Origin of the sequence: Rhodanobacter sp. FW021-MT20, from assembly GCF_041107475.1 — a bacterium.
GTDB lineage: Bacteria > Pseudomonadota > Gammaproteobacteria > Xanthomonadales > Rhodanobacteraceae > Rhodanobacter_A > Rhodanobacter_A glycinis.
This window is the reverse complement of the sequence record NZ_JBGBPX010000003.1, coordinates 149,034-175,354: the sequence shown is the minus strand read 5'-3', so window position 1 is coordinate 175,354 and position 26,321 is coordinate 149,034. Positions and strand designations below refer to the sequence as shown.

Below are 26,321 nucleotides of genomic sequence, written 5' to 3'. Positions count from 1 at the left end.
GGCTCAGCGCTCGAGCAGGGCCTCGACGCGCGCCGCGCAGATGAAATCGTTCAGCGACAGCCCGCCCACGTCGTGGGTGGACCACAGCAGCTGGCAGTGGCCGTAGCCGGCTTCGATATCCGGGTGATGGTCTTCGTGGTTGGCCATGAAACCGATCGCGTTGATGAAACCCAGGGTGCGATGGAAGTCGTCGAAACGGAAATCCTTCACCAGCGACTTGCCATCCGTGGCGACCTTCCAGCCGGGCAACTGTGGCAGCAAGGTGGCGATGGCGGCTTGGTCAAGCGCGTGTTCCTTGCCCTTGCGCGGCTGGCAGTGCTGGGTGGCAAGCGGCTGCTGGTTGTTCATGAAGGCTCCGGATGATGGATGAGGCCGCAAAGCGTCGAAGCTGCGCGCGGAAAAGTCAAAGTCGCCCTTCATGATGAAACTGGACTAAAATGGTGCTGTATTCGCCCGGGTTCGCTTCGGGTGGACTTTGAGACTTTGACGGAACCGGCATGATCGATATTTCCGAGCGCGCGCAGCAGCACTTCCAGCGCCTTCTCGCCCAGCAGGACATCGACGGATTGGGCATTCGCCTGCGCGTGACCTCGCCCGGCACCCCGGCGGCCAACTGCGAGCTGGAATTTTGCGAGCCGGTCGAGTTGACGGGTTCGGAGTGGACGGTGGAATGCACCGGTTTCGAGTTCCATATCGCGGGCGACAGCGCCAGTTGGCTGGACGGCGCCAGCATCGATTACGAGCCGAACAAGACCGGCGGCCAGCTGAATATCCGCGCGCCGAAGATCAAGGGTGACGTTCCCGGTGTGGAAGCGGGGGTGATCGAACGCGTGCGCTATGTGCTGGAATCGGAGATCAATCCGCGACTGGCGTCGCATGGCGGTCGGGTGACCTTGCTGGAAGTGGACGCCGACGGCGTCGTCCTGTTGCAGTTCGGCGGTGGTTGCCACGGCTGCGGCATGGTCGACGTGACGCTGAAACAGGGCGTCGAGAAAACCCTGTGCGAACGCGTGCCCGAGATCACGGCGGTACGTGACGCCACCGACCACTCGGACGGCAGCAATCCGTATTACAGCAAGCACGAAGGCAAGTCGGCACTGGGTTGATGGTGCCGATGCTAGGCCGCGCATGAAAAAGCCCGCCATCTCGGCGGGCTTTTTCATGCGCCTGACCCGCCGGGATCAGTCGCCCTGGACATGGCCCTTCAGCGTGTCGAGCTTGGTCGGCAGGCTGGAGAAATAGGCGGCGACGTCCTCGATGTCCTGGTCGGACAGCGTGGCCACCATGCCCTTCATGATCGGGTTGTTGCGGCGGCCATCCTTGTATTCGTGCAGCACCTGCTGGATGTACTCGTTGTACTGGCCGGCCAGGCGCGGGTATTGCGGATCGACCCCGTTGCCGTCGGCCCCGTGGCAGGCGAAACAGGCAGCGGCCTTGGTCTTGCCGTTCGCAGCATTGCCGCTGGCCAGCAGCGGAGCGGAGGCAAACGCCATGACAGCGCCAAGGGAAAGCAGGGTAAGCGCACGTTTCATGCAGATTCCTTGATGTCCGGAATTACTTGATCGGCTTGAGGCTGGACAGGTAGGCGGCGATGTCCTCGATGTTCTGTTCGGACAGGCTCTGCGCCTGCGCCACCATGGTGGGATAGGTCCGGTCGCCGCTCTGGTATTCGTGCAACGCATTGATGATGTACTGCTCGTTCTGGCCAGCGATCTTCGGCACCGGATAGTCCGGATAGGCGTTGGAATATCCGGGAACGCCGTGACAGCCGGCGCAGGTGTAGACGAGCGTGCGACCGTTGGCCTTGTTGCCGGTGGCCTGTGCGGCACCAACAACGAGGAAAGCGGAAACTGCAGCGAGGCCGAGCCAATGCAATCGAGTCATCGAGAGGATTCCCACGGTTCCGACGGGTACATCGGACGAGTATAGACGCAGCGCGAGAGCCGGAACAACATGACGCCGCGCCGGAGGGCATGGATGCGTGTGGCGCGTGTCGCAACGCTGCGTGCCGACCCCGGCGAGCCCGGGCGGCAATGGGCCGAACACGATGCGCGTCGCCGAGCGAACCCGTCAGAACAGGCTGCGGACGATGTGGAAGCCGGCGCTGTATTCGCCGACGAGGGTACCCAGGCTGACCAGGAAGAAATTCAGCAGCGTGCGCGCCACGCGATTCTTCCACCAGCCGCTCCAGTGGGTGACGTCGTCGCGCAACGACTCGAAGTCGGCCACGCGCGGGCGGCGCACCCAGGCCTCGGCCATCGCGCTGATGCCGCCGGCCGGAATGCCGGGACGGAACGGCTTGATCGGCGCGGCGATGAAGGCGGCAACGACGCTGATCGGGTGCGCGCCGGCAAGCACGGCGCCCAGTGCCGCGAAGCCACCGGTGAAAAGAATCCAGTCACGCAGCACCTGTGCGCCCAGTGCGGTATTGCGATGGAAGGCCCAGCCGATCGCCACGAATACCAGCAGTACCAGGCCCACCGCCAGCCATTTCGGCCAACGCGCCTTGGGCGGGGTTTGCGCGAGTGCCGCCGCCTCGGTGGCCGGATCGCCTTGTTGCGTGCGCAGCTTTTCGCACAGGCCCTTGAGGTGGCCGGCACCGATGACCACCAGCACGCGGCGCGGTTCGGTGGTGGCCGAAAGCGTGGCTTCTTCGCGCAGGCGCGCGGCCATGTAGGCATCGCGCTCGGCGATCAGGCTGCGGTAGAGCGGCTCCGACTCGCTGGCGAATTCGCTGAAGGCGCTCTCCAGCATGTCGCCTTGCTTGAGCTTCTCGATCTCGCCCTCGTCGATGTTCTCGCGCTCGAACACGCTGGCGAGCATGCCGCCGAGCAGGCCGAAACGTTGCCAGAATCCGACGCTGTGCCACGCGCGCTTCAGGGTGGTGCCGACTTCGCGATCGATCAGCCACAGTGGCAGGCCGCGTTGCTCGGCGCCGTCCATCGCCGCCTTCATCTCGGCGCCGGGTTCGATGCCGTACTGGTCGGCCAGCCGCTTCTGGAACGAAGACAGCACCAGGCTGGCGGCGACCATGCCGGTCTTGCCCTGGCGAATGACCTGGAACAGGTCCATCTGTTTGAACGCTTCGGGATTGCGCATGCCCTGCGCGCGGCTGTCGCACAGCTCCACCGCCACCGCATCGAAATGTTCGTGTTCGAGCAGTGCCTCCACCGCCTCCATGCTGCTGCGCGAGACATGCGCCGTGCCCAGCACCACGTATTCGACGCCGTCGCGTTGCACGCGCTCGATCGGTTGGTCGGCAAGTGCGGTGGGCAGTGGCAGGGCGGTTTCGGGAACACTCATGCGGAAGACGTGCCGGTCATGGGGATTTTCCAAGCATGGGGACGCACTTCGCACGAAGCAAGTGAGGCGCGTGGCCCGGGTGGATCATTCGTTTGATTCTCGCGACGGGACGGTGATCATCGCGTGTTGAGGCGTGCGGCCAAGGGCGGCCGCCCGTTGACTCCCCTGGCCAGGGTGGTCGTAGCAACGGTCAACTCAAAATCAGTCGCGGAAGCGCTTGAGCAGGTCGTGGTAGGCGTCGATGCGGCGGTCGCGCAGGAACGGCCAGATCCGCCGCACGTGTTCGCTGCGCTGCATGTCGATCTCGACGACCAGCAGCTCGCGCTGATCGGTGCCGGCTTGCGCAAGGAATTCGCCCTGCGGTCCGGCGACGAAGCTGGAACCCCAGAAACGGATGCCGTCCCCCACGCCGGACACATCGGGTTCGTGGCCGGTGCGGTTGCAGGCCAGCAGCGGCAAGCCATTGGCTACGGCGTGGCCGCGTTGCACCGTGATCCACGCCTCGCGCTGGCGGTCTTTCTCGTCCTGCGCGTCGTTTGGGTCCCAGCCGATGGCGGTCGGATACAGCAGCAGCTCGGCGCCGGCCAGCGCCATCAGCCGAGCCGCTTCCGGATACCACTGGTCCCAGCACACCAGCACGCCGAGGCGGCCCACCGAGGTGTCGATCGGATCGAAGCCGAGGTCGCCGGGCGTGAAGTAGAACTTCTCGTAGAACGCCGGATCGTCCGGGATATGCATCTTGCGGTACTTGCCGGCGATGGCGGCCGAGCGGTCGAACACCACGGCGGTGTTGTGATACAGGCCCGCGGCGCGCTTCTCGAACAGCGAGGCGACCACGACCAGTTTCAGTTCCGCGGCCAGCTTGCCGATGCGCTCGGTGCTCGGGCCGGGAATCGATTCGGCCCGGTCGAATTCGTCCACCGACTCGTGCTGGCAGAAATACGGTCCGTTGTGCAGTTCCTGCAGCAATACCAGCTCGACCCCTGCCTTGGCCGCTTCGCGCAGGCCGGCTTCGATGGCATCGAGGTTGGCGTCGCGGCTGCCGCGGTCGGTTTCCTGCAGCAGCGCGACCTTGAGGGTCTTGCGGGTCATCGGCATTCCGGTCTCGGGGGCTTTTCCAGTGGTGCGAGTTTAGCCGATGCCGGCCGGGTTCAGCCCGCCGGGCAGCTGCATGGTGATGCAATGCAGGCTGCCGTTCTGCCAGATCAGCGGGCGGCACGGCACCTGCACGATCTCGCGGCCGGGATGCGCAGTGCCGATGATGCGCGCGGCCTCATCATCGGCCGTGTCGCCGTAGGCAGGCACCAGAACGGCACCGTTGATGATCAGGTAGTTCGCGTAGGACGCGGCGAGCCGGCGCCCGTTGTCGAGGATCGGTTGCGCCCACGGCAACGGGTGCAACTGGTAGGGGCGGCCGTCGGCGGTCCGCAGCGCGGCCAGCTCGGCGGCCATGCGCTGCAGTTCGTCGTGGTGTGGATCGCTGGCGTCGTCGCAGGCCTGGAACACGATGCGCTCACCCGGCGCGAAGCGGGCGAGGGTGTCGATATGGGCGTCGGTGTCGTCGCCTTCGAGGTAGCCGTAGTCCAGCCACAGCACGCGCTCGGCGTGCAGGCCGTCGCGCAGGATCGCGCTCATCTCCTCGCGCGACTGTTCCGGGTGACGCTGTACCAGGCAGCGCCAAGTGGTGAGGATGGTGCCGGCGCCATCGCTTTCGATGCCGCCGCCTTCCAGCGCCCAGTCGATGCGCTTGTGCGCGGCATGGCCGAACACGCTGGCGTCGACCAGACCGGCCACCAGCGCGTCGTCCTGTTCGGCGCCGAACTTGCCGCCCCAGCCGGTGAAGCGGAAATCGGTGAGCTGGAAGTCGGGCCGGGAATCGGAGGTATCGCCACCCTTCAGGGTGATCGGGCCAGAGTCGCGCAACCAGGTGTCGTCATAGGGCAACTCGACGAAACGCACTCGTGCGAGCTCGACGCGGGCCTCGCGCAACAGGGTTTCGGCATGTGCGTGCACCGCGGCATCGGCCACCACGATGACCAGCGGTTCGAAGCGCGTTACCGCGGCAGCCAGCGCCACATAGGTGGTTTCCACTTCGGCCAGCCGCTCGGCCCAATCGGTACCGGCGTGGGGCCATGCGATGAGTACGCCGGATTGCGGCTCCCACTCGGCAGGCAGGCGCAGGTTCGTGGATGGGGTCATGATCGTGCTCGCATCGACATCGGGGCAGGACACGACAGTTTATGGGCAGGCGCTTGCGCTGAATAGCGATGTCGGCGCGCAACAGCACAAAGCCCCGGCCGAAGTCCGGGGCTTTGTGCGTGCCGTGACGCTGACTCTGGCGCGGCTTACTTCGCTGAAGCGGGATGCAGGTTGTTGCCGGCCGGCGTGTTGAGCACGGAGTGGATCACGTGATCGTGCTCGAAATAGACGATGTAGTGGGCGTACTCCCAGCGCTTGATGACCGGATGCCGTCGGGTATCACCGCCGCGCGGCTGCAGCTTGCGCAAGGGCGTGCCGTAGCGCTTTTCGACCTGGCCCATGGTCAGGCCGCGTTCGGGCAGGTGCAGCCCCTTTTCCTGCTGGACCCGATGGATCAGCAGGTTGTCGGCGTGAGCCGTCTGCGGCACGGCAAGGCTGCCGGCGCCAAAAGCGAGTGCTGCCAGCAAGGGCAGGCTGAAACGGTGCTTGAACATGGTCCCCTCTCCGCGCAAGGCGATGCGGCAATCGTTGTAGCAGAAGTGATTGTGGCGATCCACGGGCAGTTGCGACAGATGTGACGCCCGCAACCGTTATCATGTGCGGCCAGCCTGTCGATTGAAGTGCCCTTGAGATGATTGCGTTCCGCCATTTTGCCCTGCGCCGCGGCAGTCGCCTGCTGCTTTCCGATATCGACCTGGTGATCCAGAGTGGCTGGCGACTGGGTGTCATCGGCCGCAACGGTTGCGGCAAGTCCAGCCTGTTTGCCGCCCTGCAAGGGCAGGTGGAGGCTGACGCGGGCGACCTCGACCTGCCGGCGAAGCTGCGCCTGGCCTCGGTGGCCCAGGAAACCCCGATGCTGCCCGATCCGGCCATCGAATATGTGCTGGGTGGTGACGAGGAACTGGCCGCCGCCTTGCGCGATGAGGCCGATGCGCAGGAGCGCGGCGACACCGAGGCGATGGCTCGGGCGCATCACCGCATCGAGGAACTGCACGGCTACGACGCGCGGGCGCGCGCCGGTCGCCTGTTGCATGGCCTGGGCTTTGCGCCGGAAACGCACGAATACGCGGTGAAGGAGTTCTCCGGTGGCTGGCGCGTGCGCCTCAACCTGGCCCGCGCGCTGATGGCGCCGTCCGAGTTGCTGCTGCTGGACGAACCGACCAACCATCTCGACCTCGACGCCGTGCTGTGGCTGGAGGAATGGCTGCGCCGCTACCAGGGCACCTTGCTGATCATTTCGCACGATCGCGAATTCCTGGACGGCGTGATCGACCACACGCTGCATCTCGATGGTGGCGGTGCCAAGCTCTATGCCGGCAATTACAGCGCGTTCGAACGCCTGCGTGCCGAGCAACTGCGCCAGCAGCAGATCGCCCACGAACGCGAGCAGGCCGAACGCGCGCACCTGCAGTCTTTCATCGATCGCTTCAAGGCCAAGGCGAGCAAGGCCAAGCAGGCGCAGTCGCGCATGAAGCGGCTGGAAAAGATGGCCGGCACCGAGGCGGTGCGTGCCGAGCGCTCGTTCCACTTCCAGTTCGCGCAGCCCGATCGCGTGCCCGATTCGATGTTGCAGATCGAGGACGTCGTGGCCGGATACCCGGCCGGTTCCGTGGGTGACGAGGGGCAGGGCGCGGCATCCACGGAGGCCAAGGTGGTGCTGGGGGATGTCCGCTTCCGCCTTGAGGCCGGCGAACGCATCGGCCTGCTCGGGCCCAACGGCGCGGGCAAGTCCACCCTGGTCAAGACCCTGGTCGGCGAACTGGAGCCGCTGGCGGGTGAGCGCAAGGCGCACAAGGATCTCAAAATCGGTTATTTCGCCCAGCACACGGTGGAAAGCCTGCACGCGGGTTCCAGCCCGTTCAACCACCTGCAGGACAAGGCCCCCGGCGTGGCCGCGCAAGTCTTGCGTGATTTTCTGGGCGGTTGGAATTTTGCCGGCGAGCGGGCGTTCGAATCGGTGGACGGCTTTTCCGGCGGCGAGCGTGCGCGCCTCGCGCTGGCGCTGATCGCGTGGGACAAACCGAACCTGCTGCTGCTCGACGAACCGACCAACCATCTCGATCTGGACATGCGCGAAGCGTTGGCCGACGCCTTGGCCGGTTTCGACGGCGCGCTGGTGCTGGTGTCGCATGACCGCCACCTGCTTGGCATGGTCTGCGACAGTTTCTGGCGCGTGGCCGACGGCGTGGTCGAGCCGTTCGATGGCGACTTGGACGACTATGCGCGCTGGCTGCGTTCGCGTGGCGGCAAGGCGAAGAAAAAGGCCAAGGCCGCCAAGGCGGGGCAGGAAAACTCATCCGCCGAGGTTTCCGCACCTGAGACGAAGGCGAATGCCGCTGACGAGCGCAAGGTGGCCGCGCTCCAGCGCGAGAACGACAAGGCCTCGCGCCAACGCGTGAAGAAGGTCGAGACGCGCGTCGCCGCCATCGATGCCGAATTGACGGCGTTGGAGGCGAAGCTGGCCGATCCCGACATCTACAACGGCTCAACCGCCGAGCTGATGAAACTGAGTCAGCAGCAGGGTCGGCTGCGCGGCGAGAAGGAAACGCTGGAAGCGGAATGGCTGGAGTTGTACGAGTCGCTGGAAGCCTGAAGAGGATCGTCGATGAGCGCTGCCGTGATCCATCCGCTGGAGCTGTGGTTGCCCGCCTTGGGGCGTTTCGACCCGACGCATCCGCTGCACCGGTGGCTGGCACAGTCGGATCGCCTGGAGGCGGGCCCGCAGGGTTACCTGGATGGACTGGCCGGTTATTTCGACAGCGGTGCAGCGCCGATGCCGGTGGCCGCGTTGACCCGCGAGTTGCTGGCCGGCGATGCGGGCGAGGCGACGTGGTTGTGCGCCGACCCGTCCTGGGTGCAGCCGGACATGACCGGCGTGCGCTTGTTGGTTTGCGGACAGATGCAGCTGCGGATGGACGAGGCGCGCGAGTTCGCCGATACCTTGCGCCCGGTCTTCGACGAGGCCGGCGTCCGGCTTGAAATCTCGGCGGCCGATCACTGGCACCTGCGGCTTTCTCCAGGCTTGGAACTGCCCGATTTTGCCGCTCCGGAGCAGGCGTTGGGCGAAGACTTGTATCAACACTTGCCGCAAGGTGCCGAAGGACGTCGCTGGCGCGTGCTGATCAACGAGGTGCAGGTGTTGTTGCACCAGCATCCGCGCAATGCAGCGCGCAGCGCGGCAGGCCAGCCGCCGATCAACAGTGTGTGGCTGTGGGGCGCGGGGACGTTGCCGGCACGGGTGCGCAGCCGTTTCGGTGGCGTGGTCGGCGACGACGTGTTGCTGACGGCGCTGGCCGAGCGCGCGAAGATATTGCATCAGCCGCGTACGCCGGACAGCGTGGCCACCGCGCGCGAAGGCTGGCTGGTCGACCTGCAGGATCTGCCGGTGGCCGATATCGAGCGCGACTGGTGGCCGCGATTGCAGGCATTGGCGCAGCGACAAACCGTGCGCATCAGCTTCGCCAGCGGCGAACGCTGGCTGCACCTGCCATGGCATCGCTGGCGCTTCTGGCGCGGTAGCCGGCGTTGAGCGACGCCAAGGCCGCGCGCCTCGAACTGCGCCGCCGCGCCACGCAGGGCGAACCGGTCGGTTGGGGCATGGGAGTGCATCCGGTGCTGCAACGTGTATACGCCGCACGCGGCGTGTTGGGGCCCGCACAGGTCGAGCATCGACTCAAGCGTCTGCTGTCGCCGCATGAGCTCGGTGGCATGGCCGCGGCGGTGGGTTTGCTGGCCGAGGCGATCCGCGACGACTGGTCGATCCTGATTGCCGGCGACTACGATTGCGATGGTGCCACCGGCGTGGCCGTGGCCGTGCGCGGCTTGCGCATGCTCGGCGCATGCAAGGTCGATTACGTGGTGCCGAACCGTTTCATCCACGGCTACGGGCTTACCCCCGCATTGGTGGCGTCACTGCAGCCGACGCCGCAATTGCTGGTGACCGTGGACAATGGCGTGGCCAGCGTGGCTGGGGTGGCGGCCGCAAGCGAGCGTGGCATTCGTGTCATCGTCACCGATCACCACTTGCCCGGCGAGCAGTTGCCGGCCTGCGATGCCATCGTCAATCCGAACCTGGTCGGCGACCCGTTCCCGAGCAAGATGCTGGCCGGCGTCGGCGTGATGTTCTATCTGCTGCTGGGCTTGCGCGCGAAGTTGCGCGAGCAGGGCGCTTTCGGGCAGGGCGAACCCGATCTCTCGGCCTTGCTTGACCTGGTTGCGCTGGGCACGGTGGCCGATCTGGTGCCGCTGGATTTCAACAACCGGGTGCTGGTCGAAGCCGGTCTGCAGCGCATTCGGCAAGGGCGCGCCTGTGCCGGGATCAATGCACTGATCGAGGTGGGCAAGCGCAGCCGTGCCACCTTGTGTTCCAGCGACCTGGGTTTCAGCGTCGGTCCAAGGTTGAATGCGGCAGGCCGCCTGGAAGACATGCGCCTTGGGGTCGAATGCCTGCTTGCCGACGATCCGGTACAAGCTCGCCGCCATGCGGAGCGGCTCGATGCCATCAATCGCGAGCGCCGCGAATTGCAGGCCTCGATGGTGGCCGAAGCCGAGTTGATGGTGGTGGGTGTGGCGAGCATCGAGGCGGTCGGCGTGGCGTTGTACGAGGCTTCCTGGCATGCCGGGGTAGTAGGGCTGGTGGCATCGAAGCTGAAGGAGCGACTGCATCGTCCGGTGATCGCGTTCGCCTCAGCCAGCGAGGACGATGTAGAGCACCTGCGCGGCTCGGGTCGCTCCATTCCCGGTTTCCACCTGCGTGACGCGCTGGCCATGATCGACGCCCGTCATCCCGGGTTGATCGAGCGCTTCGGCGGTCATGCGATGGCTGCCGGACTGAGCATGAAGGCGGCCAATTACCCGCGTTTTGCCGCTGCGTTCGATGAGGTGGCCCGCGAAATGATCGAGCCGGAACACTTGCAAGCCGTATTGCATACCGATGGCGAATTGCCCTCCGGCGGGTTCACGCTGGAACTGGCGCGCCAATTGCGTGATGCCGGGCCGTGGGGACAAGCCTTCCCCGAGCCGCTGTTCGACAACGTGTTCGAGTGCGCCAGTTGGAAGGTGATGGGCGAAACCCACTTGCGACTGCAATTGCGCGATCCCCGCGACGGCGCACTGCAGGAGGCTGTGATGTTCAATGCCTATCACGGTCAGCCACCGCCGCAGCGCATGCGCGCCGTCTACGAGCTGGGCATCAACGACTGGCAAGGGCGCGAAAGCGCACGTTTGTTGCTGCGGCACATGGAGCCGGTTGCGGATTGAATATCGCAGCCAACGCGGCTGGGCGTTAAGCACGCGTGAGCCTCCATGGCGATTTCGCACACGCTTTCAGTGACGGGGATTATGCTTCGCTGCAGGTAGTCGCCAAGCGGAGCAAGCCATGATCGAACAACTGGAAAACCTGCCGGCCGGTGCGTTGGGATTCCGGGCGCGCGGACAGGTGACGGCCGACGATTACGAGCGCGTGATCGTGCCCGATATCGAGGCCGCTTTCTCGCTCAACCGCAAGCTGCGCCTGCTGTACCACGCCGGCGATGATTTCACCGGTTTCGACCCGGGGGCGATGTGGGACGACGCGAAGCTGGGTTTGCGCCATTTCAGCGGCTGGGACCGGGTGGCGCTGGTCACCGACGTGGCGTGGCTGCGCATGACCGCCACCGCCATGGGGTTTGCCATGCCGGCGGATTTCCGCCTGTTCGCCAACGCCGAGCTGGAAACGGCCCGGCGCTGGATCAGTGAGCCGCGGGTGGATGATGGAGGTTAGTCCGGATGGTCACTTGCAGATGGACGTCCAATCTGTTCTAGTCGACGCATGACCACGTTGACTGCCTGCTTCCCGAACGTCACTGCGCTTTCCGCGCAGGGCTTCGTGCCGGCCGTCAACAATAATCGCGCGAACAATAACGCCAATCGTTGGCGGGCCCGCGCGTAGCTTCAAGTTTCCACGAAACATACGCGACGAAGGCCCGCCCAGTGCGGGCCTTCTCTTTTTCTGCGCGCCTTACCCGTGCGTGGATCCATCCACGCAAGAGCAACCCCGGCCATCCATGGCCGACTTGCGGTAACTATGGCGCGAATCCATCCGCGCAAAGACAAACCGGCCATCCATGGCCGACTTTCAAAAACAACGGAGGGGTTTCAATCATGTGTTCGATCTTCGGGATGTTCGACTTGCAGCCAGGCGACGACCTGTCCGCGTTGCGCCGGCAGGCGCTGGAACTGTCGCAGCGCCAGCGTCATCGCGGGCCGGACTGGAGTGGCGTGTTTGTCGATGCCGGGGTGATCCTGGTGCACGAGCGCCTGGCCATCGTCGACCCGGCCAGTGGCGCGCAGCCGTTGCGTTCACGCGACGGCGCGCTGGCGCTGGCGGTGAACGGCGAAATCTACAACCACCGCGAGTTGCGTGAAGCCAGTGATTACGACTTCACCACCGGGTCGGACTGCGAAGTGATCAACGCGCTGTATCGCGATGTGGGCGCCGACTTCGTGGAACAACTCAACGGCATCTTCGCCTTCGCCTTGTGGGATGGCGAGGCGAAGCGTTACCTGATCGCGCGTGACCCGATCGGGGTGTGTCCGCTGTACTGGGGCCACGACGCGCAGGGGCGGCTGTGCGTGGCCTCGGAAATGAAGGCATTGGCAGGCGTGTGCGCGGATGTGTCGGCTTTCCCGCCGGGCCACGTTTACGACAGCGCCAGCGGCGAACTGCGCCGCTACTACAGCAAGCCATGGCGCGAGTACGCGGTGACGCAGGGCCATACGCCGACGCCGGCCGAATTGCGCCAGGCTTTCGAGCAGGCCGTGCATCGCCAGTTGATGACCGACGTGCCGTACGGCGTGTTGTTGTCCGGCGGCCTGGATTCATCGCTGGTCGCCGCCTGCGCTGCGCATTTCGCGCGCGAGCGGGTGGAAGACAACGATCGCAGCGAGGCCTGGTGGCCGCGCCTGCATTCCTTCGCGATCGGGCTGGAAGGCTCGCCCGACCTGGCCGCCGCGCAGGTGGCCGCCGATGCGCTGGGCACCGTGCATCACGGTTTCGTCTACACCTTCTGGGAAGGGCTGGACGCGCTGCCGGAGGTGATCCGCCATATCGAGACCTACGACGTCACCACCATCCGCGCGGCCACGCCGATGTACCTGCTGGCGCGGCGGATCAAGGCGATGGGCGTGAAGATGGTGCTGTCCGGTGAGGGCTCGGACGAGATCTTCGGCGGCTACCTGTACTTCCACAAGGCACCGTCCGCCGAAGCTTTCCACGAGGAAACCGTGCGCAAGCTGGATGCCTTGCACAGCTACGATTGCCTGCGTGCCAACAAGTCGATGATGGCCTGGGGCGTCGAGGCGCGGGTGCCGTTCCTCGACCTGGAATTCATCGACGTGGCGATGGGCATGGATGCGAAATACAAGATGGCCGGGCAAGGCAGGATCGAGAAAGCCGTGTTGCGCGAAGCCTTCGAGGGCGCATTGCCGAAGGAGATCCTGTGGCGGCAGAAGGAGCAGTTCAGCGACGGCGTCGGCTATGGCTGGATCGATGGCCTGAAGGCGCATGCCGAGCAATCGGTGAGCGATCGTGAATTCGCCGCCGCGGCAGCGCGTTATCCGTTCAACACGCCGGCCACCAAGGAGGCGTATTTCTATCGCCGCATCTTCGAACAGCACTACCCGGGTGAGGCTTGCGCCGCCACGGTGCCGGGTGGCAAGTCGATTGCCTGTTCGTCGCCGGCCGCGCTGGCGTGGGATCCCGCGTTCGCCAATGCGGCCGATCCGTCCGGCCGGGCGGTGAAGGGGGTGCACGAGCACGCCGTGGGCTGAAACGGGTCCGCTCGCACGGCGGTCCGTTTATCCGGGCGCATGCCTCGCCGGCATGCGCTCTGCTACCATGGACGGCCGTTTTCCCCATGATTCCGACCATGATCGAGACCAATCCCATCCATGCGCAGATTGCGGACCTTCGGGGCCGTGTCGAGTCGCTTAGGGGGTATCTTTGACTACGCTTCCAAGAGCGAACGCCTTGAGGAAGTAACCCGCGAACTGGAAAGTCCCACCGTCTGGGACGATCCGCCGCGCGCGCAGGAACTGGGCCGCGAACGCGCCCGCCTGCATACCGTGGTCGATGGCATCGACACGCTCACTGCCGGCCTCACCGATGCCGACGAGCTGCTGGACATGGCCGTCGCGGACAGCGATGACGAAACCGCCCAATCGGTGATCGACGACCTGGCCAAGCTTGAATCGAAGGTCGACAAGCTGGAATTCCAGCGCATGTTCTCGGGCAAGATGGATGCCTGCAACGCCTTCGTCGACATCCAGGCCGGCGCCGGCGGCACCGAGGCGCAGGACTGGGCCGAAATGCTGCTGCGCATGTACCTGCGCTGGTGCGAGTCGCGCGGCTGGAAGGCCGAGCTGATGGAAGCCAGCGGCGGCGACGTGGCTGGCATCAAGTCCGCCACCATCCGCGTCGAGGGCGACTACGCCTACGGCTGGCTGAAGACCGAGATCGGCGTGCACCGGCTGGTGCGCAAATCGCCGTTTGATTCGGACAACCGTCGGCATACCAGCTTCACCTCGGTGTTCGTGTCGCCGGAAGTCGACGACAGCATCGAGATCGACATCAATCCGGCCGATCTGCGCACCGACGTGTATCGTTCATCCGGCGCCGGCGGCCAGCACGTCAACAAGACCGAGTCGGCGGTGCGCATCACGCATATCCCGACCAATACCGTGGTGGCCTGCCAGACCGGCCGCAGCCAGCACCAGAACCGCGACACCGCGATGAAGATGCTGGCCGCCAAGCTGTACGAGCTGGAGATGCAGAAGCGCAATGCCGAGCGGGACGCGCTGGAGGCGACCAAGTCCGATATCGGCTGGGGCAGCCAGATCCGCAACTATGTGCTGGACCAGAGCCGCATCAAGGACCTGCGCACCGGTGTCGAGCGCACCGATACGCAGAAAGTGCTGGACGGCGATCTGGACGAATTCATCGAGGCCAGCTTGAAGTCCGGCCTGGAGGCCGGTTCCAAACGTGCGGATGCGTAAGTGTTGATCCGTTTTCCTTAGCTCTTACCGAACGGGAGTCATGCCATGAACAGCAAGAAGATCTGCGGCATCCTGATCGCCGGCGCGCTACTCGCGACGTACGGCGTGGTGGCGCAGGCCAGCCCGGGAGGCTTCGGCCAGGACGTCAAGCAGGATGCGAAAACCGTAGGCCATGGTGTGGCCGATGGTGCCCGCGACGTGGGTCATGCGACCCGCCGCGTGGCGAAAAAGGTCGGACACGGCGCCAAGGAGGCCGGCGTAGGCATCGGCCATGGTGCGAAAAAGGCCGGCATCGCCATTGGTCACGGCGCGAAAGAAGGCTGGGAAGCCACCAAGGACGCAACAAAGAAAGTGTTTGGCAAGGGCGGTTGATCGCCCGGGTTTTCAGCATGATCCCGTTCGCCCCGAGCGCAGGCCCGCAGGGGTGGAGTCGAAGGGCCGCGCCGCCTGGCGCTTCGACCCCGCCCGTTGTCGCAAGCTACGCTCGGCACGAACGGAAATATCGAGTCACTCCACAAGAAAATCAGCATCAGCCGACGTGAGCGCGCCGGCCACCACGGAAGCCCCATGAGCGAAGCCACCGATACCCCGATCATCGACGAGAACAAGCTGATCGCCGAGCGTCGCGAGAAACTGAAAGCGTTGCGCGGGCAGGGCATCGCCTTCCCCAACGACTTCAAGGTCGACAGCTTTGCCGGTGACCTGCAGGACGAGTTCGCCGACCGTGAGGTGCATACGGCCGAAGCGATCGAGGCCTCGGCGCGTCGGGTCAAGGTGGCTGGGCGCATCGTGCTCAAGCGCGTGCAGGGCAAGGTCAGTTTCGTGCAGTTGCAGGACATGACCGGGCGCATCCAGCTGTTCGTGCATGCCGGCACCGTGGGCGAGGTCTACGACGCCTTCAAGGGTTGGGACATGGGCGACATCGTGGGCGCCGAAGGCGTGCTGATGCGCACCAAGACCGGCGAATTGTCGATCAAGACGGATCAGCTGCGCCTGCTGACCAAGAGCCTGCGCCCGCTGCCGGACAAGCATCACGGCATGGCCGACGTCGAGCAGCGCTATCGCCAGCGCTATGTCGACCTGATCGTCACCGAGGAAGCGCGCGACACCTTCCAGAAGCGCTCGCGCATCATCGGCTTCATCCGCCAGTGGCTGGAGGCCGCGCCGCGCCGCTTCATGGAGGTGGAAACGCCGATGATGCACGTCATCCCCGGCGGTGCCACGGCCAAGCCCTTCATCACCCACCACAACGCGCTGGACATGGATCTCTACCTGCGCGTGGCGCCGGAGCTGTACCTCAAGCGCCTGGTGGTCGGCGGCTTCGATCGCGTCTACGAAATCAACCGCAACTTCCGCAACGAGGGCGTGTCGACCCGGCACAACCCCGAGTTCACCATGCTCGAGTTGTACCAGGCGTACGCCACCTACAACGAGATCATGGACCTCACCGAGAGTGTGATCCGCGAGACGGCCAAGGCGGTGATCGGCAGCACCGAATTGACCTGGGACGGCGCGCAGATCGACGTGGGTCCGGCTTTCCGCCGCTGGACGATGGAAGATGCAGTGCTGGAGCTGAACCCCGATATCAAGCGTGAGGAATTGCGCGACCGCGCGGCGATGGCTGCGCATGCGAAACGTCTCGGCGTGCAGGTCAAGGACGGTTACGGCTGGGGCAAACTGCTGCTGGAAATCTTCGAGAAGACGGTGGAGCACACCCTGATCCAGCCCACCTTCATCACCCAGCATCCGGTCGAGGTTTCGCCGCTGGCGCGCGAGAACGACAGCGACAAGGGCATCACCGACCGCTTCGAGTTGTTCGTCAACGGCAAGGAACTGGCCAACGGCTTCTCCGAATTGAACGATCCGGAAGACCAGGCCGCCCGTTTCAAGGCCCAGGTGGAAGCCAAGGACGCCGGCGACGACGAGGCGATGCACTTCGACGCCGACTACATCCGCGCGCTGGAGGTGGGCCTGCCGCCCACCGGCGGCCTCGGCATCGGCATCGACCGGCTGGTGATGCTGCTTACCGGCTCGGCCTCGATCCGCGACGTGCTGCTGTTCCCGTACATGCGGCCGGAAGGCTGAATTTGCGGATGACGCAAGCCCCGAAGGCCCGCCGCGTGCGGGCCTTCGGCGTTTCAGGCAGGGGGTTTCAGCGGAAGGCTGTCGGGCGCCGACCGGACGCCTTGATCCGAAAGCCTCCGGGTGATGATTTTCCGGAATCCCGTGCGACAGGGCGCAGTCGGGTAAAATGGTGAATCGCCCCAGCTACGGAGTCTGCATCATGTGGTTTGCCATCATCGCCAAGGATCATCCCGGTTCCCTCGACAAGCGCATGGCGGCGCGGCCCGCGCATCTGGAGCGACTGAATGCCTTGCAGAACGAAGGGCGCATGCTGCTGGCGGGTCCGTTTCCGGCGATCGAATCGGAAAATCCCGGTCCGGCCGGCTTCACCGGCAGCCTGATCATTGCCGAGTTCGCCAGCCAGGCCGACGCCGAAACCTGGGCCAAGGCCGACCCCTACGTGGCCGCTGACGTGTATGCGGACGTGGAGATCAAGCCGTTCCGCAAGGTCCTGCCGTGAGCGAGCCGATGGTCGACGAGATCCGCCAGCGCCTGATCGCGGCGCTGGCGCCCGTCGAACTGGACGTGCTGGACGAGGGCCACAAGCACGCCGGGCACGCCAATGCCGGCAAGGGCCATTTCCATGTGCGCATCGTCAGTGCCGCCTTCACGGGCATGCTGCCGGTGAAACGGCATCGCATGGTCTACGCTGCCCTGGATGACCTGATGAACGATGGCATTCACGCCCTGTCCATCGATGCCAAGGTGCCCTGAGCGCGGCATGGCCGGAGTGAGTCGCCTGTTGCGGTCTGATTCGCCAATCGAGGAGTGAACGATGCCGGACCGGCCCCGCGACGGATTCGCCTGGGAACGTGCCGCCCGGGCAGCAACCCTCGGCTTGCTGGTCCTGCTGGTTGTCTATACCGCCTGGTATCTGTTGCGTTACAGCGATTTCAGCAATGACGATCTGGACAACCTGGTGCTGATGCGGCACACGGGTTTCTGGCAGTTCGTGCTGATGCCCACCGATGTGCACTACGTGCCGTTGCATCGCCTGCTCAGCTGGCTGGTGTACCACGTCGACCCGATGGCGTTCGGGGTGGCGGTTGCGGTGATGCTGGCATTCCATGTGGGGACACTGGTCTATCTTGCCGCCAGCCTGCGCTTGCTTGGCCTGGGCAAGTCGGGCGGCCTGCTGGTGTGTGGTTATGCCGCGTCGGGGCTGGTGATCTACGGTCTGGCCTGGTGGGCGCATGCCGAACATCGGGTGCCCTATGTCTTTTTCGACATGTGCGCCATCTACCATTACCTGGCGTGGTTGAAGGGCGGACGTTCGCGCCACTTGTGGATGGCCGCATTGGCATTCGTGCTGGCTTTCGGGTTTTACGAAAAGGCAGTGATGATTCCCCTGCACATGCTGGTCGCAGGGTATCTGGCCGGGGAACAGCGTTTCCGCGAACGTCTGCTGCATCATGCGCGGCCGCCACTATTGCTGGTGGTGGGATCCGGTATCTATGTGCTTGTCTATCTCCTGCTTCACCCCGGCAGCGCCCAAGCGTCCCTGGCGCCGGCTCTCAGGGCGGACCTGGAGTTCGTGAAGGTGCTGTTCGCCGGGGCATCCGGCATCGGTGTGGAAACGGCTCGCGACGTCCCCGCGCACGGTTGGTCGTGGCAGCTGGCCACGATGCTCGCGGCAGGCTTGGCAATGCTGTTGTGGGGCGTTGGCCGGCGGCGTGGAGGCTGGAAGGTGTTGCCGGCCTTGCTGCTGGTACTGATGCTCGACAACCTGCCGATCGTCATGTCCAATCGCATCGCCTTGTTCGGACTGATGTCTCCGCACCAATATCGGTTCGGATACGAGGAACTCCATTTGGCGGTGCTGTTCATCGGGATCTGGTGGGCGCGCACAGCATTTGTTCCGACCTCCGCAACGGGCAGAAAGGTGGCCTGGTCGGCGGGATTCCTCGCGGTGCTGGCTTTTGCCGGGCTGAATGCCTCCGATATTCGGACGAGCCGTCATGCGACCTGGAGCAACCTGTGGCTGATGGCTGAATCGCATGCCTATCTGGCGCACTTGCGGCAAGGGCTTGCGGTGATCCGAAATCCGCGCCCGGTCTTCGAAAACGCCGCCGTGCCCGGTTACCTGTCGATTTTCCGGGGCACGCCGGACCTGCGTACCCTGCTTCCCCTGTTTGTTCCATCGGTCCGTTTCGATAGTGCCGCGCAAGCTCGTTACAGGGTGCTGCAAAATGGACAGATCGTTCATGTTCAGTAACTTGGCGGGTGTCGTGGTGGCCGTGCGCAGGCACGACCATTTGCCGATACGGGCCTGATCCGGGACACTTGGCTGGCTGTCCTGCACGCCAGCCGTATCTGATTCTTTCCACGGACATTTCATGCGTCTCACCACCATCAAACTTGCCGGATTCAAGTCCTTCGTCGATCCGACCACGCTGCACCTGACCGCCAACATGACAGGCGTGGTGGGGCCGAACGGTTGCGGCAAGTCCAACATCATCGACGCGGTGCGCTGGGTGATGGGCGAGAGCGCGGCCAGCCGCTTGCGTGGCGATTCGCTCACCGACGTGATCTTCTCCGGGTCCACCTCGCGCAAGCCGGTGGGCCAGGCCACGGTGGAGCTGATCTTCGACAACGCCGACGGCTCGATCCAGGGCGAGTACGGCCAGTACGCCGAGATCTCGGTGAAGCGCCAGGTCACCCGCGACGGACAGTCGTCGTACTACCTCAACGGTGCACGCTGCCGTCGCCGCGACATCACCGACCTGTTTCTCGGCACTGGCCTGGGCCCGCGCAGCTACTCGATCATCGAGCAGGGCATGATCTCGCAGATCATCGAGGCGCATCCGGAAGAGCTGCGCACGCACCTGGAAGAGGCGGCCGGCATCTCCAAGTACAAGGAGCGCCGCAAGGAAACCGAGAGCCGCATCAAGTCCACTCGCGAGAATCTCGACCGCGTGAAGGACGTGCGCGACGAGGTGGACAAGCAGCTCGAACACCTCAACCGCCAGGCCCGTGCGGCCGAGCGCTGGAAGGCGCTGAAGGAAGAGCAGACGCGCAAGGAAGCCGAACTGCGTGCGCTGGAATACCGGGCGCTGAAGAGCCAGCACGACGGCGAGGGCGAAGGCCTGTCCGCCGCCGAGATCGAGATCGAGAAACAGCTTGCCGGCCAGCGCCAGATCGAGGCGCAACTGGAAAGTGTGCGCGAGCGTCACAACGGCGCCAGTGAGCACCTCAACGCCGTGCAGGCCGACGTATACAAGGTCGGTGCCGAGATCGCCCGTGTCGAGCAGCAGGTGCGCCACAACAAGGAAAATGCCGAGCGCCTGGTGCGTGCGCAGACCGAGGTCGAGCGTGAGCACGCCGAGCTGGCCGAGCACATCGGTGCGGATCGACAACAGACCGAGGCGCTGCGCATGGCGCTGGCCGAGGGCGAGCCGAAGCTGGAAGCCCTGCAGCAGATGCAGGACGACACCGCCGAGGCCCAGCGCAGCACCGAAGCGAAGCTGGCCGATTGGCAGCAGCGCTGGGACACGCATACACGCACGGCTGGCGAATCCAACCGCGCTGCGGAAGTGGAGCGCACCAAGCTCAACTATCTCGATCGCCAGGCGCTCGATCTCGGCCGCCGACGCGAAGCGCTGGAGACGGAACAGAAAGCTACCGATGTCGCTGCCCTCGATGCCGCCGCCGAACAGCTCAGCCAGGAACACGAGACCCAGCGCGAGCGCGTCGAGTCGCTGGGCAGCCTGCTCGATCAGCACAAGGGCAATCACGAGAAGATCCTCGAGGAGGAACGCCAGCTGCAGTCCTCGTTGAACGAAGCGCGTCAGCAACTGCAGACGGCCCGCGGGCGGCAGGCCTCGCTGGAAGCGTTGCAGACCGCGGCGCTGGGTCAGGAAGAAAGTGCCGCCAGCGAATGGCTGGGCAAGCTCGGTCTGGACAAGGCGCGCCGCCTCGGTGCTTCGCTGCAGGTGGATGCCGGCTGGGAAGCTGCGGTGGAAACCGTGCTGGCCGGCCTGCTCGACGGCGTGCTGGTCGACGACCCGGTGGCGCTGGCCGCCGAATTCAACGATCTCGGTGAGGCCGATATCGCCTTGCTGCATGCCGAGCCGGGCGAGCCCGGTGCTGCCGGCACGCTGGCGGCGCGTGTGCGCGGTCCGGTCGCGGCGCTGCAGCTGCTGGCTCGCGTGCAGACCGCCGACACGCTGGATGAAGCACGCCAACGGGTCGGCTCGCTCGACGGCGGGCAGTCCGTCATCACCCGTGGTGGCGAATGGCTGGCCTCGCACTGGGCGCGCGTGCGTCGGGCGCAGGGCAACCAGGTCGGCGTGCTGGCGCGCGAACGCGAGCTGCGTACGCTGACCGAACAGGTCGCCACGCTGGAAGCGCAACTGGAAGAAGCCGGCGAACAACTGGAGGTGCTGCGCACGAGCAAGTTCGAGGCCGAGCGCGCTCGTGACGATGCGCAGCGCGAGCTGTACAACGCACATCGCCGTCAGTCCGAGTTGGCCGGCCAGTTGCAAAGCCACCGCGGCAAGGTGGAAACGGCTCGCGCCCGCGCAGAGAAAGTGGCTGGCGAATTGTCGGCCCTGATCGAGCAGATCGACGAGATGCAGGGCCAGACCCGCGAAGCGCGTGCGCGGCTGGACGAGTCGGTCAACCACATGGGCGATCTGGAGGACCAGCGCCGCGAGCTGGAGAACGAGCGCCGCGCCTTGCTGGAGGCGCGCGAGGAAGCACGCATGAACGCGCGCGAGGCGGCCGACCAATCACACGCGTTGGCGCTTTCGCTGGAGTCCAAGCGTTCCTCGCTGGCGTCGCTGGAACAGTCGCTGGCGCGCATGGACACCCAGTTGCGCCAGATCGAAGCGCGTCGTGGCGAGATTGCCGAGCAGCTCGCGGCCGGTTCCGATCCCATCGCCGAACTGGAGGCCGAGCGGCAGACTTACCTCGACCAGCGCCTGCTGGTCGACAAGCAGTTGGTTGAGGCACGCCGCGCACTGGAAGATTGCGACATCGAGTTCCGCAAGCTCGAGCAGCAACGCCAGTTGGCCGAGCAGGGGCTGTCCGCGCTGCGCGAAGGCTTGTCGCAAAAGCGCCTCGCAGCCCAAGCGCTGCAATTGCGCGCCGAGCAACTGGCCGAGGCGATCACCGGTTCCGGGCTCGAGCTCGAACCGCTGCTGGCCGAGTTGCCCGAAGACGTCGACGCCGCGCAGTGGCGTCAGCAGCTGGTCGATATCGGCCAGAAGATCGTGCGGCTGGAGCCGGTCAACCTGGCCGCGATCCAGGAACATGCCGAGCAGAGCGAGCGCAAGACCTATCTCGACAACCAGCTCACCGACCTGACCGATGCAATGGAAACGCTGGAGGGTGCGATCAAGAAGATCGATCGCGAGACCCGCATGCTTTTCAAGGAAACCTTCGAGAAGGTCAACGCCGGCGTGCAGGAACTGTTCCCGCGCCTGTTCGGCGGCGGCCACGCCTACCTGGAACTCACCGGCGACGACCTGCTCAGCACCGGCGTGTCGATCATGGCGCGGCCGCCAGGCAAGCGACCGTCCAACATTTCGTTGCTGTCCGGCGGCGAAAAGGCGCTGACCGCGGTCGCGCTGGTGTTCGCCATCTTCGGCCTCAACCCGGCGCCATTCTGCCTGCTCGACGAGGTGGACGCGCCGCTGGATGAAGCCAACGTGGGGCGCTTCTCCAACGTGGTGCGCGAGATGAGCGAGAAGGTGCAGTTCATCTTCATCAGCCACAACAAGGCTGCGATGGAAGCGGCCCACCAGTTGTGCGGCGTGACCATGCGCGAGCCGGGCGTGTCGCGATTGGTGCAGGTGGATCTGGCCGAAGCGGCTAAACTGGCCGGCGCCGCCTGAGCTCGTGAAGAAGTCTTGAGGAAACCATGATGACGCTGCCCCTCGTGTCCGCCTTTGCCTGGAACCCCGCCGTCGGCATTCCGCTGCTGATCGTCGGCGTGATCGTGCTGGCGTTGATCTGGTTGTTCGGCAAACCGAAGCAGGAGCAAGGGCGTCGGCGCCCGGCAGCCCCGGTCGAGCACGGGACGGGCGAGCGGCGCGAGCCGACCCTTGGTGGCAACAGCCTGGCCGACGATCCGGCTTTCGATGATTTCGGCAAGCCAGCCGGCGGCGCGGCCGAGCCGGCGCCGCAGCAAGGCGAGCTGGACATGGGCTTGCGCGAAGAGCTCGAACGGCTCGGCGCCACGCTGGCCGGCGAACGCGGTGGCGGCAGCCCGAAGAGCCGGCCGCCGATGAGCAGCACGGCCGCTTCCATCGTGAACACGCTGCGCAGCCCGGGCGAGGGCGCTGCGCCGCTGCCGTCCGCTGCCGCGGCACCGGCTCCTGTGCCTGCGCCCGTGCCGGCTCCAGCACCTGCGCCGGCGCCCGCGCCTGTTGCCACGCCACCGCGTTCCGATCTGGGTCGTCGCCCGGCACAGATGCAGGTGGAACGCATCGTCACCCTGTTCGTGATGGCGCGCGAAGGCGCCCACTTCAACGGGCCGGACCTGGTCGTGGCCGCCGAAAAGGCCGGCCTCGAATTCGGCGACATGGGCATCTATCACCGCTTGGTCGACGGCAAGCGCGAGCTGGGGCCGATCTTCAGCGTGGCCAACATGCTCAAGCCCGGCAGCTTCGACCTGGGGCGGCTTGACGCCTTGCGCACGCCCGGCGTGAGCTTCTTCATGACGCTGCCGGCGCCGGTGCCGGCACTGGATGCATGGGATGCCATGCTGCCCATCGCGCAACGCCTGGCCGAATTGCTGGATGGCCAGGTGCTCGACGAGGAGCGCAATGCGCTCGGCCGCCAACGCATTGCCTATATCCGCGACGAATTGCGTGGCTGGGATCGCGGCCACGAAGGCGAAGAGATCCATTTCGGGCATTGATCGCCGGGATGCGTTCCCGAGGTGGGAACGGACTCAGTCGCGATGCTTTTCGTTTTCCGCGGACCGCGCCGAGGGCGTCGTGGCTGAAGCTGCTCCCACGGGAAGTCGCCCCCACTCTGGGTCAGGTTGAAGCCGTGCAGGAGCGCGCCCTGTGCGCGAAAGGTTTTCGCGATACCCGGCCAAGAGCTATTCGTGCACGACGTGCGCTCGAAACAGTGGCGATGCCGGCTTCAGGTGGTGGGGGACGCTGCGTCCGTGTTCCCGTCGTCGTCGCGCAACCTGCGCACCAGCATGCTCTGTGGCGTGGACAACGGCAGGTTGGCAGCCCCCAGCCGCTTGAGGATGTCGAACAGCAGGTCGCTTTTCACGCCCGATACCTCGCGCGGACTGCGCACGTAGGCGACGATGCTGAAAGTCATCGCACTGGCGCTGATGTCGTCCAGCCGGACCACCGGAGCCGGCGTTTCCAGCGTTGATGGATGCGTGTGCAACGCTTCGAGCATGTGCTGGCGTGCCGCATCGGCATCGGTACTCAACGGCATCGGCAGCAGGATGCGCACGCGTCCCTGCGCGCTGCTGTGCGTCACGTTGCGCACGTTTTGCGTGATCAGTTGCGAGTTGGGCACGATCATGGTCGAGCGGTCGCCCAGCTGGATTTCGGTGGCGCGCACATTGATGCGGCGGATGTCGCCCTCCACGTCGGCCAGGCTGACCCAGTCGCCCACCTTCACCGGCCGCTCCACCAGGAGGATCAAGCCGGAAATGAAGTTCTGCACCACCGCCTGCAGGCCGAAGCCGATGCCCACGGACAGCGCGCTGGCGATCCAGGCGATGCTCTGCAGGTTCACATTCAGCGCCACCAGCGCCAGCGCGAAGACCAGCACGCCGCCCAGGTAGCCGAGCAGGGTGACGATGGAGTCGCGCATGCCCGGTTCCATCGTGGTCTTGGGCAGCAGTTGTTCGCCCAGCCAGCGCTTGAGCACGCGCAGTGCCACCAATCCCAGCACGAACACCGCGATCGCGCCCAGCACGGTACCCGGTTCGATCTTGAGCTGGCCCAGCTTGAGCCCGCCGAACAGCAGTTGCGCGCGCTGCGCCAGCTCGGCCGGGCCGGCGTCGAAAGGCACCAGCACCAGCGTCAGCGCCAACAAGGCAAGCAGCACGCGGCTGATGCCGGTGAGCAGGGTGGATGCTTGTTCCAGCGTGTCCGGAGCAAGGTCGAAACCTGCCTGCAGGCGCTGGCCGCTGCGTCCGCGCGGTGACAGCAGCGCCTCGAAAAGATCGGCTACCAGTTGCAGCAGCAGGTACAGGCTGGCTGCCACCAAGCCAGTCCACAGCATCTGTACTGCCACGAAGAAGGCCAGCGCGATGAAGCCCGTGCACACCGCCAGCCAGCACGTGACCACGCCCAGCGCGGCGGCGAAGCTCAACAGGCCCACCCACAATGGCCGCCGGGTCGGCGTGTCGCCGCTGGCATCGGTTTCGCGCCGCGCGTGGCGCAGATGCAGCAGTACCAGCCCGATCAATGCGCTGACCATCAATGCCAGCAAGGCGTGAAGTAGCACCGTCGCTGAAAGGCTGGAGCCTATGCTGCGAATGATGCGTTCGGTGAGGCCGGTGAGCAGCGCCGCGCCGCCGAGCAGCCAGGGGTAGGCGCGCAGTCGTTGCGTGGCGAGGTCGGACAATGGCAGCAATCGCCACGAGGTGTGCCGAGCGGACAGCATGGCGCTGCCCAGTCCGGCGATCAGCGCAGCGAAGCAGACGATGCGGACTGCCGCAGCAGCCAGGGCATCGAGATCGCTGTCCAGGGTGTCATTCCAATTGATGCCCATGTGCAGGCATTGCGCCGCCAGCCCGATCACCAGGGTGGTGGACAGCGCCATCACGGTGGCCATGGCACTGCGCCGCAAGTGCCCATCGGGTAGCCAGTGCGCGGCGACGTGCTGCCAGAGCCGATGCAGCGCCCAGCGGCCGGCGGCAAGCAGCAGCAGCGCGGCCAGCATGAAAGCCTGCAACGGTGTCCGGTTCGGCGGTTGCCAGGCATCGTGCCAGGCGTCGCTCCAGCGGCTGGCCAGGCGCCGGAAGCGGGCCATGTCGTTCGGTAGCGAGTCGGCCTGGTCGCTCCAGAAGGCGTGGCCCAGCGGCGTGTCCGTGCGCGCGGCCAGGCGCGCCTGGAACTGGTCGTTGCGCAGGCCGGTGATCTGGCTCACCAGTTGCAACGCATCCAGGTTCAGCGATCGGGCCTGCACCAGTTGCGCGTTGAGGCTGGTTTCGGCCTTGTCCAACTGGCGCCGCTGCGCCGCCACTTCCGGCGCCTCGGCGGGTGCGCCTTTGGCCGGAGGCGGCCCGAGCACGGTGACCTGGGCCTGCAGTGCCGCCATCTGCGGCGCCAGGCTGTCGGCCAGCTGGCGCGCCTGGTCCTGCACCTGCATGGCGCGCGTGCGCAGGTCGCCGAGTGCCGTGTCGCCGGCCGGCGTTTTCTGCGCATCCTTCAATGCGTCTTTCACGCTGTCGAGCTGGTCGCCCAGTTGCTGCAGTGCCTGGGCGGGCGTGGGCGCCGGCGTAGTGTGGTCCGTGTCCGGGCGCGCCCATGCCGCACCTGAGCCGAGCACCAGCAGAAAGGTCAGCAAGAAAGCCTGAAACACCGACAGGCGCGGGGATGGGGATGGCATGGCGCGCATGATCGGCGTGGCCTGCGCGGCGGTCAATCGGCCCGTGCGGCGCGCCTAGGCTTGCGTTCAGCCGGTTGGGGCGGATTGCCGGGACGGTGTCAGCGTAAAGCGCGTCGAAATGCAGT

The 26,321-nt window shown here is 65.6% G+C and carries 22 protein-coding genes; 14 read left to right on the top strand and 8 right to left on the bottom strand.

Translation table 11 applies throughout. The features are described 5' to 3' along the window. Positions 1-3: 3 nt before the first annotated feature. Positions 4-348: a 4a-hydroxytetrahydrobiopterin dehydratase gene (locus tag AB7849_RS05730; protein ID WP_369500696.1), complete on the bottom strand. Its 345-nt coding sequence runs from the start codon at positions 346-348 to the stop codon at positions 4-6. A 149-nt stretch (positions 349-497) separates the two neighbouring features. On the opposite strand from AB7849_RS05730, the gene AB7849_RS05725 reads away from it, so the two are divergent. After that, positions 498-1,106 (top strand): NfuA family Fe-S biogenesis protein, encoded by a 609-nt coding sequence (locus tag AB7849_RS05725; protein ID WP_008212031.1) that lies wholly within the window; start codon positions 498-500, stop codon positions 1,104-1,106. Positions 1,107-1,181: 75 nt separating this feature from the next. Here AB7849_RS05725 and AB7849_RS05720 read toward each other — a convergent pair whose 3' ends face one another. From AB7849_RS05720 to AB7849_RS05695, 6 genes are all read right to left on the bottom strand, one after another. Further along, a complete protein-coding gene (locus AB7849_RS05720; protein WP_008212029.1) occupies positions 1,182-1,532 on the bottom strand; it encodes a c-type cytochrome in 351 nt (116 codons plus the stop codon). 22 nt (positions 1,533-1,554) lie between these two features. Further along, positions 1,555-1,884: a c-type cytochrome gene (locus tag AB7849_RS05715; RefSeq protein ID WP_092703380.1), complete on the bottom strand. Its 330-nt coding sequence runs from the start codon at positions 1,882-1,884 to the stop codon at positions 1,555-1,557. A gap of 186 nt (positions 1,885-2,070) precedes the next feature. Continuing rightward, positions 2,071-3,303 carry a TraB/GumN family protein gene (locus AB7849_RS05710; RefSeq protein ID WP_008212024.1) on the bottom strand — a complete coding sequence of 411 codons (1,233 nt, stop codon included), beginning with the start codon at positions 3,301-3,303 and terminating at the stop codon, positions 2,071-2,073. Positions 3,304-3,504: 201 nt separating this feature from the next. Continuing rightward, positions 3,505-4,395, bottom strand: a complete 891-nt coding sequence (locus tag AB7849_RS05705; RefSeq protein ID WP_008212023.1) for a carbon-nitrogen hydrolase — start codon at positions 4,393-4,395, stop codon at positions 3,505-3,507. 39 nt (positions 4,396-4,434) lie between these two features. Then, positions 4,435-5,502, bottom strand: a complete 1,068-nt coding sequence (locus tag AB7849_RS05700) for an agmatine deiminase family protein (protein ID WP_008212021.1) — start codon at positions 5,500-5,502, stop codon at positions 4,435-4,437. A 146-nt stretch (positions 5,503-5,648) separates the two neighbouring features. Continuing rightward, positions 5,649-5,996: a hypothetical protein gene (locus AB7849_RS05695; protein ID WP_008212020.1), complete on the bottom strand. Its 348-nt coding sequence runs from the start codon at positions 5,994-5,996 to the stop codon at positions 5,649-5,651. Positions 5,997-6,133: 137 nt separating this feature from the next. On the opposite strand from AB7849_RS05695, the gene abc-f reads away from it, so the two are divergent. From abc-f to zipA, 13 genes are all read left to right on the top strand, one after another. Beyond that, complete coding sequence (gene abc-f, locus AB7849_RS05690) at positions 6,134-8,095, top strand: ribosomal protection-like ABC-F family protein (protein WP_008212018.1); 1,962 nt, start codon at positions 6,134-6,136, stop codon at positions 8,093-8,095. A 12-nt stretch (positions 8,096-8,107) separates the two neighbouring features. After that, a complete protein-coding gene (locus AB7849_RS05685; protein WP_008212016.1) occupies positions 8,108-9,031 on the top strand; it encodes a phosphoglycerate mutase in 924 nt (307 codons plus the stop codon). A 68-nt stretch (positions 9,032-9,099) separates the two neighbouring features. Continuing rightward, on the top strand, positions 9,100-10,761 hold the full coding sequence (gene recJ, locus AB7849_RS05680; RefSeq protein WP_157618088.1) for a single-stranded-DNA-specific exonuclease RecJ: 1,662 nt from the start codon (positions 9,100-9,102) through the stop codon (positions 10,759-10,761). A 118-nt stretch (positions 10,762-10,879) separates the two neighbouring features. Then, positions 10,880-11,263, top strand: coding sequence for an STAS/SEC14 domain-containing protein (locus tag AB7849_RS05675; protein WP_008212012.1), 384 nt, complete (start codon positions 10,880-10,882; stop codon positions 11,261-11,263). A 380-nt stretch (positions 11,264-11,643) separates the two neighbouring features. Then, entirely contained in the window at positions 11,644-13,311 is a 1,668-nt protein-coding gene (asnB, locus tag AB7849_RS05670; RefSeq protein ID WP_008212010.1) for an asparagine synthase B, read from the top strand. Positions 13,312-13,409: 98 nt separating this feature from the next. Next, positions 13,410-14,535, top strand: a protein-coding gene (gene prfB, locus AB7849_RS05665) for a peptide chain release factor 2 (RefSeq protein WP_139201727.1) whose coding sequence is annotated in 2 segments (ribosomal slippage) — positions 13,410-13,484 and positions 13,486-14,535 — 1,125 coding nt in all. Because the reading frame shifts where the segments join, the coding sequence is not laid out codon by codon here. Positions 14,536-14,580: 45 nt separating this feature from the next. After that, on the top strand, positions 14,581-14,907 hold the full coding sequence (locus AB7849_RS05660; protein ID WP_037100049.1) for a hypothetical protein: 327 nt from the start codon (positions 14,581-14,583) through the stop codon (positions 14,905-14,907). Between the two features lie 195 nt (positions 14,908-15,102). Continuing rightward, entirely contained in the window at positions 15,103-16,620 is a 1,518-nt protein-coding gene (gene lysS, locus AB7849_RS05655; RefSeq protein ID WP_369500694.1) for a lysine--tRNA ligase, read from the top strand. A gap of 199 nt (positions 16,621-16,819) precedes the next feature. Then, positions 16,820-17,119: a YciI family protein gene (locus AB7849_RS05650; RefSeq protein WP_008211999.1), complete on the top strand. Its 300-nt coding sequence runs from the start codon at positions 16,820-16,822 to the stop codon at positions 17,117-17,119. A gap of 8 nt (positions 17,120-17,127) precedes the next feature. After that, entirely contained in the window at positions 17,128-17,373 is a 246-nt protein-coding gene (locus tag AB7849_RS05645) for a BolA family protein (protein WP_008211997.1), read from the top strand. A gap of 61 nt (positions 17,374-17,434) precedes the next feature. Continuing rightward, positions 17,435-18,874 carry a hypothetical protein gene (locus tag AB7849_RS05640; protein WP_369500693.1) on the top strand — a complete coding sequence of 480 codons (1,440 nt, stop codon included), beginning with the start codon at positions 17,435-17,437 and terminating at the stop codon, positions 18,872-18,874. A gap of 121 nt (positions 18,875-18,995) precedes the next feature. Further along, positions 18,996-22,496, top strand: coding sequence for a chromosome segregation protein SMC (gene smc, locus AB7849_RS05635; RefSeq protein WP_008211993.1), 3,501 nt, complete (start codon positions 18,996-18,998; stop codon positions 22,494-22,496). A gap of 29 nt (positions 22,497-22,525) precedes the next feature. Further along, positions 22,526-23,524, top strand: a complete 999-nt coding sequence (zipA, locus tag AB7849_RS05630) for a cell division protein ZipA (protein ID WP_369500692.1) — start codon at positions 22,526-22,528, stop codon at positions 23,522-23,524. Positions 23,525-23,754: 230 nt separating this feature from the next. On the opposite strand, the gene AB7849_RS05625 is transcribed toward zipA, so the two are convergent. Further along, the gene (locus tag AB7849_RS05625; protein WP_050984403.1) at positions 23,755-26,196 is read right to left on the bottom strand and encodes a DUF3772 domain-containing protein; all 2,442 of its coding nucleotides are present in this window, start codon (positions 26,194-26,196) and stop codon (positions 23,755-23,757) included. Positions 26,197-26,321: the final 125 nt, after the last annotated feature.

What these genes read in the sequence shown, in the direction of transcription:
- AB7849_RS05730 (WP_369500696.1), bottom strand. Translation starts at nt 348, where the DNA reads ATGAACAACCAGCAGCCGCTTGCCACCCAGCACTGCCAGCCGCGCAAG.
- AB7849_RS05725 (WP_008212031.1), top strand. Translation starts at nt 498, where the DNA reads ATGATCGATATTTCCGAGCGCGCGCAGCAGCACTTCCAGCGCCTTCTC.
- AB7849_RS05720 (WP_008212029.1), bottom strand. Translation starts at nt 1,532, where the DNA reads ATGAAACGTGCGCTTACCCTGCTTTCCCTTGGCGCTGTCATGGCGTTT.
- AB7849_RS05715 (WP_092703380.1), bottom strand. Translation starts at nt 1,884, where the DNA reads ATGACTCGATTGCATTGGCTCGGCCTCGCTGCAGTTTCCGCTTTCCTC.
- AB7849_RS05710 (WP_008212024.1), bottom strand. Translation starts at nt 3,303, where the DNA reads ATGAGTGTTCCCGAAACCGCCCTGCCACTGCCCACCGCACTTGCCGAC.
- AB7849_RS05705 (WP_008212023.1), bottom strand. Translation starts at nt 4,395, where the DNA reads ATGACCCGCAAGACCCTCAAGGTCGCGCTGCTGCAGGAAACCGACCGC.
- AB7849_RS05700 (WP_008212021.1), bottom strand. Translation starts at nt 5,502, where the DNA reads ATGACCCCATCCACGAACCTGCGCCTGCCTGCCGAGTGGGAGCCGCAA.
- AB7849_RS05695 (WP_008212020.1), bottom strand. Translation starts at nt 5,996, where the DNA reads ATGTTCAAGCACCGTTTCAGCCTGCCCTTGCTGGCAGCACTCGCTTTT.
- abc-f (WP_008212018.1), top strand. Translation starts at nt 6,134, where the DNA reads ATGATTGCGTTCCGCCATTTTGCCCTGCGCCGCGGCAGTCGCCTGCTG.
- AB7849_RS05685 (WP_008212016.1), top strand. Translation starts at nt 8,108, where the DNA reads ATGAGCGCTGCCGTGATCCATCCGCTGGAGCTGTGGTTGCCCGCCTTG.
- recJ (WP_157618088.1), top strand. Translation starts at nt 9,100, where the DNA reads ATGGGAGTGCATCCGGTGCTGCAACGTGTATACGCCGCACGCGGCGTG.
- AB7849_RS05675 (WP_008212012.1), top strand. Translation starts at nt 10,880, where the DNA reads ATGATCGAACAACTGGAAAACCTGCCGGCCGGTGCGTTGGGATTCCGG.
- asnB (WP_008212010.1), top strand. Translation starts at nt 11,644, where the DNA reads ATGTGTTCGATCTTCGGGATGTTCGACTTGCAGCCAGGCGACGACCTG.
- AB7849_RS05660 (WP_037100049.1), top strand. Translation starts at nt 14,581, where the DNA reads ATGAACAGCAAGAAGATCTGCGGCATCCTGATCGCCGGCGCGCTACTC.
- lysS (WP_369500694.1), top strand. Translation starts at nt 15,103, where the DNA reads ATGAGCGAAGCCACCGATACCCCGATCATCGACGAGAACAAGCTGATC.
- AB7849_RS05650 (WP_008211999.1), top strand. Translation starts at nt 16,820, where the DNA reads ATGTGGTTTGCCATCATCGCCAAGGATCATCCCGGTTCCCTCGACAAG.
- AB7849_RS05645 (WP_008211997.1), top strand. Translation starts at nt 17,128, where the DNA reads ATGGTCGACGAGATCCGCCAGCGCCTGATCGCGGCGCTGGCGCCCGTC.
- AB7849_RS05640 (WP_369500693.1), top strand. Translation starts at nt 17,435, where the DNA reads ATGCCGGACCGGCCCCGCGACGGATTCGCCTGGGAACGTGCCGCCCGG.
- smc (WP_008211993.1), top strand. Translation starts at nt 18,996, where the DNA reads ATGCGTCTCACCACCATCAAACTTGCCGGATTCAAGTCCTTCGTCGAT.
- zipA (WP_369500692.1), top strand. Translation starts at nt 22,526, where the DNA reads ATGACGCTGCCCCTCGTGTCCGCCTTTGCCTGGAACCCCGCCGTCGGC.
- AB7849_RS05625 (WP_050984403.1), bottom strand. Translation starts at nt 26,196, where the DNA reads ATGCCATCCCCATCCCCGCGCCTGTCGGTGTTTCAGGCTTTCTTGCTG.